This is a genomic window from Gordonia aichiensis NBRC 108223 (assembly GCF_000332975.1).
Lineage (GTDB): Bacteria > Actinomycetota > Actinomycetes > Mycobacteriales > Mycobacteriaceae > Gordonia > Gordonia aichiensis.
Genome location: NZ_BANR01000044.1, coordinates 1 through 6,740 on the forward strand (window position 1 = coordinate 1; position 6,740 = coordinate 6,740).

Below are 6,740 nucleotides of genomic sequence, written 5' to 3' on the forward strand. Positions count from 1 at the left end.
CCGAGATAGCTCTGGAAGAACGATATGCGGCGAAAGCAGCAGAGCTGGGGCTGACTACCTCCTGTGTGAAGAAGCGATGCGCAAACTACTGGGCCGCCGACGGCAACCCCGCAGCGCTACTCGACGGACGGTCAATCCGCCGAAAACTAGGGATGCACTCCATTGACGCCCGCTGGTTGGAAATCGCTGCCCGGCAGGTACGCGAGCACCCGGGAAAAACCAGAATCACTCGCAAAGCGATGATCAACCAAATCAATCAACTGTGTGAAAGGCAGTACGGCGGCAGGGTGCGACAGCCTGGCCGCACCACCGCATACGCGGCACTGACGGAGCTTTCCGCCGGTCGTTACACGTTCCGGTCGTCGGTACAGACCGAGAAGCAACTCGCGGATTCCCCGTCCGGCGAATTTCACGGCTTGCACGCGGACTACCCCACTCAATTCTTGATGCTCGACACTCACTATTTCGATGTCATCGGTCTCGACCGACTCACCAGTCGGTGGGTCAATCTTCAGCTGACGTTGCTCATCGACGTCTTCTGCAAGAAGGTTCCCAGTCTAATTCTAACGGAACGTTCGACTGATGCATTCGCAGTGATGCAGCTGCTGTATCGCTATTTCGCGCCGCTGCAACGGCCCGCCTACATGCAGCAACTCGGGTGGTTAGGTGTCCCCGACCACGTCGTCTACGATCCAGACAACACTGACTTCATCCAATCGCGCCGCCCAGTTGCTGGTGCAGTTATCCCCGATAACGCTAAGATTTTCATCGGTAAACAAACTGTATCGGTCTTGCGGGCGATGCACACAGATCTACGACCCGCACGGGCTAACCAGCCCACGGACAAAGGCCCCTGCGAACGTCTATTTCAAACAATAGAGTACTACCTGCAAGATGTTGCAGGACAAAAAGGTGGATCTGTGCAGGTGCGCGGGGAGGACATCGAAAAACAGGCGGCCTACTACGTGGATGAACTAGAAGAGATGATCTGTGATTTCCTAGCAAACGTCTATCACAAACAGATCCATCGCGGGATCCAGCTGCCGGATGCTCCACATCTTAAGCTGTCACCCAACGCGGCACACGAATTCGGCGTTCGGCGCTCGCTCGGAAAATTTGGCTTGACCGTACCGTCAAGCCCGGACCTTCTGCTGCGACTACTACCGCTGGTGTGGCGCACCATCACCACCAAAGGAGTGCAATACCGACTGCAGTACACCAGTCCTCAACTCCCACCCCCCGGATCCCGCAGCGGCACCGGTACCGGACCAGACATCGACAAGTTCCCGGTACGAGTCAACCCATGGGACATGCGCTACCTCTACTTAGAAAAATCGCCGGGAGAGTGGATTCGCCTGACATGGAACAAGGCGCGCTATGTCGATGGACCATTCACCGAGCGAACACTGTCGCTTGCTCGCGACTACCAACGCCGTTGCGATACGGCAGTCGACGACGTCCAAGCAATCAACGAAATACTCCACAAATTCGGTGCGGGTATCGCAGACACACCCCAAGAGCGGCGCGCGGCGTTGGAAGAACTCCGACGCGACCGCAACCCGCTAGAACCAACTCCGACCGTGACCCTCCGATCCGGCGGCGACCAGTGGGAGTCACCCTCAGACAGCGATTCTGAGATCGACCTCGACACCGACGTGGCTGTCCCCCTCCCCGATAGCGACGGCAACTACAACGAGCAGGAACTCGACGACTACTACAGCCGGGCCTCAGGAACTACCACCGACGATGTCGATGCATAAAGATATCGCAGTTCGTTCGCACCCTTCCAAAAGAAAGAGGAACACCCAGACACAGAAAACCGTACACGGCCCGATATCACTGAATATAGCACTGGAAACACAATGTCCAACTCGCAAAAGAAATTGTCCCCCGAACCCGATCTAAGGGTTGCCAGCTTGGTTCTCAAGGAGGGATTCAAGGCACTCGCCACGCACCCTCCGACACGGCCGGAACAACTAACCACGCCCCAGCTCAAGGCACTCAGCACCAGCGCACGCAGCGACTACAATCTGCGACGCCGTGCATACCACGCAAACTACGGACCAATCAAAACCCCCATGCTGATCAACGCGAACGAAACCATCGACATGGTGTACGAATGCGGTGTAGACAAGCGGGGAGACAAAGTGCGTGACTCCGTCATCATCAGTGCGTCACCAGGACTCGGTAAGACCACCATGGTCGTCGATTACGCCCAAAGAATCTTCAATGCCCAGCGGGCTGAACTTGGTGATTACCTTCCGTCCACCGATGCAGAACACATTCCAGTCGTGTATATCTCCATCCCATCGAACCCCAGCCCAAAGGCGATCGACGAAGCCATCTGCCGATTCTTCGGGGCACCCTTATCCGGCAACGAAGCGACGCTGCTCGCACGCGCACAGGACCACGTTCTATCGTGTGCAACCGTACTAGTCGTCGTCGATGAAGTGCAGTTCATCGACGCAACCACCCCGAGTGGACGGCGCAGCATCAACCATTTGAAGTCGCTCACCAACCACCTTCCGGCGACCTTCATCTTCGTCGGGACTGGCTTATTCGATGCCAAAGACCCCTACAACGAGGAACGCTCACACAACCTCGTGACACAGATGTCACGGCGCTGGACACCCATAGGATTCAGGGGATTCGGACTTAAAAACGAGGAACAACAACAGCAGTGGCATGACACGCTGCTCACAGTGGAGCGTGACCTGCTGCTAGTACACAAGCACCCCGGCATGCTCGCCGTCAATCTTGCTGAATACTTGTTCGCCAGGTCGAGTGGCCATATCAACTCGCTGATGTCACTAATCGCCCGTGGATCCCGTAAAGCCATTGCTACAGGGCAAGAATGCCTCACCCAGGATCTCCTCGACACAATCGCCATCGACGCCGAGGCTGAACGGCAACGCAAGGGCTATCTGGCGGAGATCGAATCCGGGGCAATCGGATCCAAGCACCTGAAATCGCGCGCTCGCGGCTCGAAAAAGGCGACGGTGGCATCATGATGACCACCCGGACGCTTGCCGTTCGCATCCCTGCCGTGCCGGGGGAGAGTATCGAATCGTGGACCGATGCCTACGCGAGCCGGTTCAACGTGCCTCGGAGCGTATTCCGCTATCTCAACTACGGTCTCCGGACCAGACATGGTCTAATCCAGCTGCCCGCCACCCCCGGTGGGCTTCAACCCCTTGCCGACGCCACCGAGACATCACTCGAAGACCTCCTCACGATGACCGAATACGCGTTCCCCACAGTGGACGCGAGCGCAGGGGCGTTTGCCCGACGCGAGGCCGACCAGCGGGGGTGGACTCTAAGAAACATCTTCCGTCTGCGTCCAGCGTCTCGATTCTGTCCGCACTGCCTCTCTGAGAACGGTGGACGATGGCTTCTCCGCTGGCGCATCGGCTGGGAGCTCGTATGTCCTCGTCATCAGTGTCTATTGGTCGATCTCTGTCAACGCTGCGGCACGAGCCCCGCCCTTCATCGGATGGCCACTGACATCCCCGTGTTGCAAGAGTGTGGCGCTCACATGCTAGACAACTCTGCCGACCCCGCCTGCACGTTCCCTCTGGGTCAGACCCTCACGGCCGGGCTTTCCGACGATGACCCTGCTCTCATCGCACAACGCACGGTCAGCAAAACCGTCAGCACCGCGATGTCCATCCCACGAGATGGAGTTACGGCGGACTCCGATACCGCCATACTCGACGCCGTCTCGTTTCTCGCTGACGCAAGGGTTTTGGCGATTCGCCTCAAGCGCGATGCGGACTGGAGTAAAGCAGCCAATGAACACTCCTCCCATTTCACTGGCCTGCTTGAGAACCTCACAGCAACCGACGTCGATCGCGGGTCGCTACTCGACGTCGCAGCTACCGCCACATCCGTCAGCATCCTCTCCGCCGACAATGCGACCGCCGCCGAGATGCTGCGCCTGCTGCTTCCAAGCTTCGGAACCGTCCTCTCACGAACAAGCGGGTACCGATACACAGCGCGCACCAACAAAGGTGGCCGCTTAGAGTCGATCTTCTGTGGTGCTAGCCAGGCGAATGACATAAACGCGCTAAAGCAGACATGGCGTCGTCCCCAGACATCGGGAGAACTCACCAGCCCACAGCACGCTGCAGTGTCCTCAATCCCGCAACGCATGTGGCCAACCTGGGCGGTTCGGCTCCTCATCCCCGGTCTCAACGAAGACTACGGGGCTGTCGGTCTCTCGCTGGCAACGGTCATCGCTGTCACGGGAAAACCGGTTGCTGATTGCGCAACGCTCCTCGGCATCGATGAAGACCCACGCCACATCGGTTCGGTCTGGCACAGAGCAGGAAGCGCGCGACTCCCACGGTCAGTCCTATCAGCCATCACACGACTCGGCGACTACCTCGTCGACCATCCAGGCAAGATCGACTACGACCGCCGTCGTCAACTGGACTACTCACAGCTCCTGCCCGAGGACAAATGGCGTCAGATCGCTACCGAACACGGCGTAGATATGGGGCGCCACGAACTGGCACGCGATTTTCTCTACCGGCGAGTCACACTGAACTACCAGCGAACACGGGGAGTCGCGGCATCCGATCGACGCACGCGCGAGGTACCTCGACTCCTTGCATTGCTCAGCCCGCAGATCGTCGAGGCGCTTGACCACCAGGCGAGTGTGTTCCTCAACAGCCTCGGAATTGACGAACCAGTGTGCGCAGAACCACCGATCGATCTGATCGCCGACCTAGACCTACCGGGGCCACCTGTGCCCCTACCACGGGACGACATCACGAACCTACTGCGCGCAGATAACCTATCGGTACGCGATGCGGCACGCGCCCTCGCGATCTCCCCTGCCGCACTGCGCATATACCTGAACGATCAACCTATCCAACGATCAACGAGACGCCGCATTCGAAGAAGTAAGTCGTCTGGTCAGCGTCCCGAAGCACCCCCGTCTGACAGCCGCAGCAGTGACGCGGCAGTGCATTCGAACACGGCGCCAGACGCACGCCGAGCGACGCTACCGTCGCGCGACACACTCTACGACGCGTACGTCACCCGGCGGCAGACCGTCCGCGAGATAAGCCGCGATCTCGACCTGAGCGAACACAAGGTGCGTATCCTTCTCCGTGAAAACGGAATTGAGGTCCGTGGACGGAAGACAGTTTCGGTCGACACCGCGCAGATCGTCGACCTCTACGTGACGCAGAACCAGCCGTCGACCGAAATCGCACGCCAGCTCGGTGTGTCGAGGACCACGATCACCAACCGCCTTCGCGAAGCTGGCATCACGATTCGCACTGGCGGCACGCAAGAAGGGGCGTCGGTTGTGTCCTTGCCCATCGAAGAAATCAAACATCTCTATGTCGATGAGCTCATGACTCTTGAACAGTTGAGCGTTCGGTACGGTGTGTGCAGACCCACGATTGCTCGCCGCCTCAAGGATAGCGGCGTCGTCATTTTTCGAGGCCGTCGAGTGGTGGATTACACCGCAACGCGCAGGGTCGAAGTGTCTACCCCAGTTGACGACGCAGTACCGCCTGCCGCGATTTCACCTGACGCGATCAAATCACTCTACGTCGACCGGAAACTAACGCTCCGCGCAACCGCCAAACGTTTTGGCATTAGTGAGTCTAGGCTTTGCGAAATAATGCGCGAGCAAGGCATCGCTATCCGTACTCCATCACGTCGCCCTCCTGGGGCCGGACGCGTTCGGCTACTGCCGATTGAAGAACTACGAGATCGCTACCTCAACAAGCATCAATCGATTGCCGATATTGCTGCTGCACTCGACGCCGCCCCCTCCACGGTCGGTAAGAGGATGCGCGCTGCAGGAATCATTCCCGCAGCTGCTCCCGAATCAAAAAAGAAATTAGTGCCCGGTGAGCTACTCAGGAAAAGGTACGAAGAAGAGGGGTGCCTAGTCAAAGACATTGCACACGAGTTCGGTGTTTCAAACGCGTGTATATACGAATGTTTGCATCGTGAAGGCATCCCCCTCCGCCGACCTCGAGGGAAATCGGTATGATGAAACTGCTGGTCACGGGATAGAGTCAGTCTTTGAGTGCTGACATGCAGTGGCCGGCGACCATATCGAGCAGCCGCGCCGGACCCGCCCCGTCAACGATCGGGGTCAGGGCGTCGAGCAAGTTCACGAAGCTCGTGACCCTTGCCCGCGAACGTCTATCACCCGAACAAACGCTTCGCTGGTGGTTGCATGGTGATGCTAGTGGCGAGACCTGGAACTGGTCAGATGGTCGGCGACGTCTGTGTCGGGATCGGCGACGACAGCGACATGGATCCCGACTTGGTATGCGAGGGTAACGAGAGCGTCGAGGCTGAACTTCGAGATGCGGCCGTTCATGAGTTCAGAGACTCGCGGTTGGGGGATGTCGAGGTTGGCGGCGGCAACGGTCTGCGACCAGCCGAATGTGACGATACGTTCGCGCAGTGCACGCATCAAAGCTGCTCGGACGCGCATGTTCTCAGCTTCGGCAGGGGTGTCCATGATGTCATCCCATACGCTCACTGGTCCTCCTTTATGCGATGCTGGGCAATGGGTGCGAGCTTGTGAGTGACGCTTCGCTCCGGATCCAACTTTGTGTCGAGCGGTCGTCTGTGTCTTTTTGGGTTATATCGTCGCTAGCGCGTATTCGAGACCTTCCGGCGACGTGAGACAAGTCATCGTGTATCGGCTCGAACAGATTCAGTTCGGCTCCAAGTCTACGACTGGCATGCCATGCCAAGTCAGG

Annotated in this window: 4 protein-coding genes; 3 read left to right on the forward strand and 1 reads right to left on the reverse strand. The window is 58.3% G+C overall.

The annotated features are described in order from the left end of the window. From GOACH_RS22010 to GOACH_RS23565, 3 genes are all read left to right on the forward strand, one after another. The coding region (locus tag GOACH_RS22010; RefSeq protein ID WP_005180177.1) for a transposase at positions 1–1,760 on the forward strand (1,760 nt) is incomplete at its 5' end. A 102-nt stretch (positions 1,761–1,862) separates the two neighbouring features. Further along, complete coding sequence (locus GOACH_RS22015) at positions 1,863–3,011, forward strand: ATP-binding protein (protein WP_005180180.1); 1,149 nt, start codon at positions 1,863–1,865, stop codon at positions 3,009–3,011. Next, positions 3,011–6,016, forward strand: a complete 3,006-nt coding sequence (locus GOACH_RS23565) for a TniQ family protein (RefSeq protein ID WP_245551995.1) — start codon at positions 3,011–3,013, stop codon at positions 6,014–6,016. The genes GOACH_RS22015 and GOACH_RS23565 overlap by 1 nt, the downstream gene beginning before the upstream one ends. Before the next feature lie 198 nt (positions 6,017–6,214). Here the strand turns inward: GOACH_RS23565 and GOACH_RS22030 are convergent, their stop codons facing one another. Beyond that, on the reverse strand, positions 6,215–6,517 hold the full coding sequence (locus tag GOACH_RS22030; RefSeq protein ID WP_005180184.1) for a helix-turn-helix domain-containing protein: 303 nt from the start codon (positions 6,515–6,517) through the stop codon (positions 6,215–6,217). Positions 6,518–6,740 lie beyond the last annotated feature (223 nt).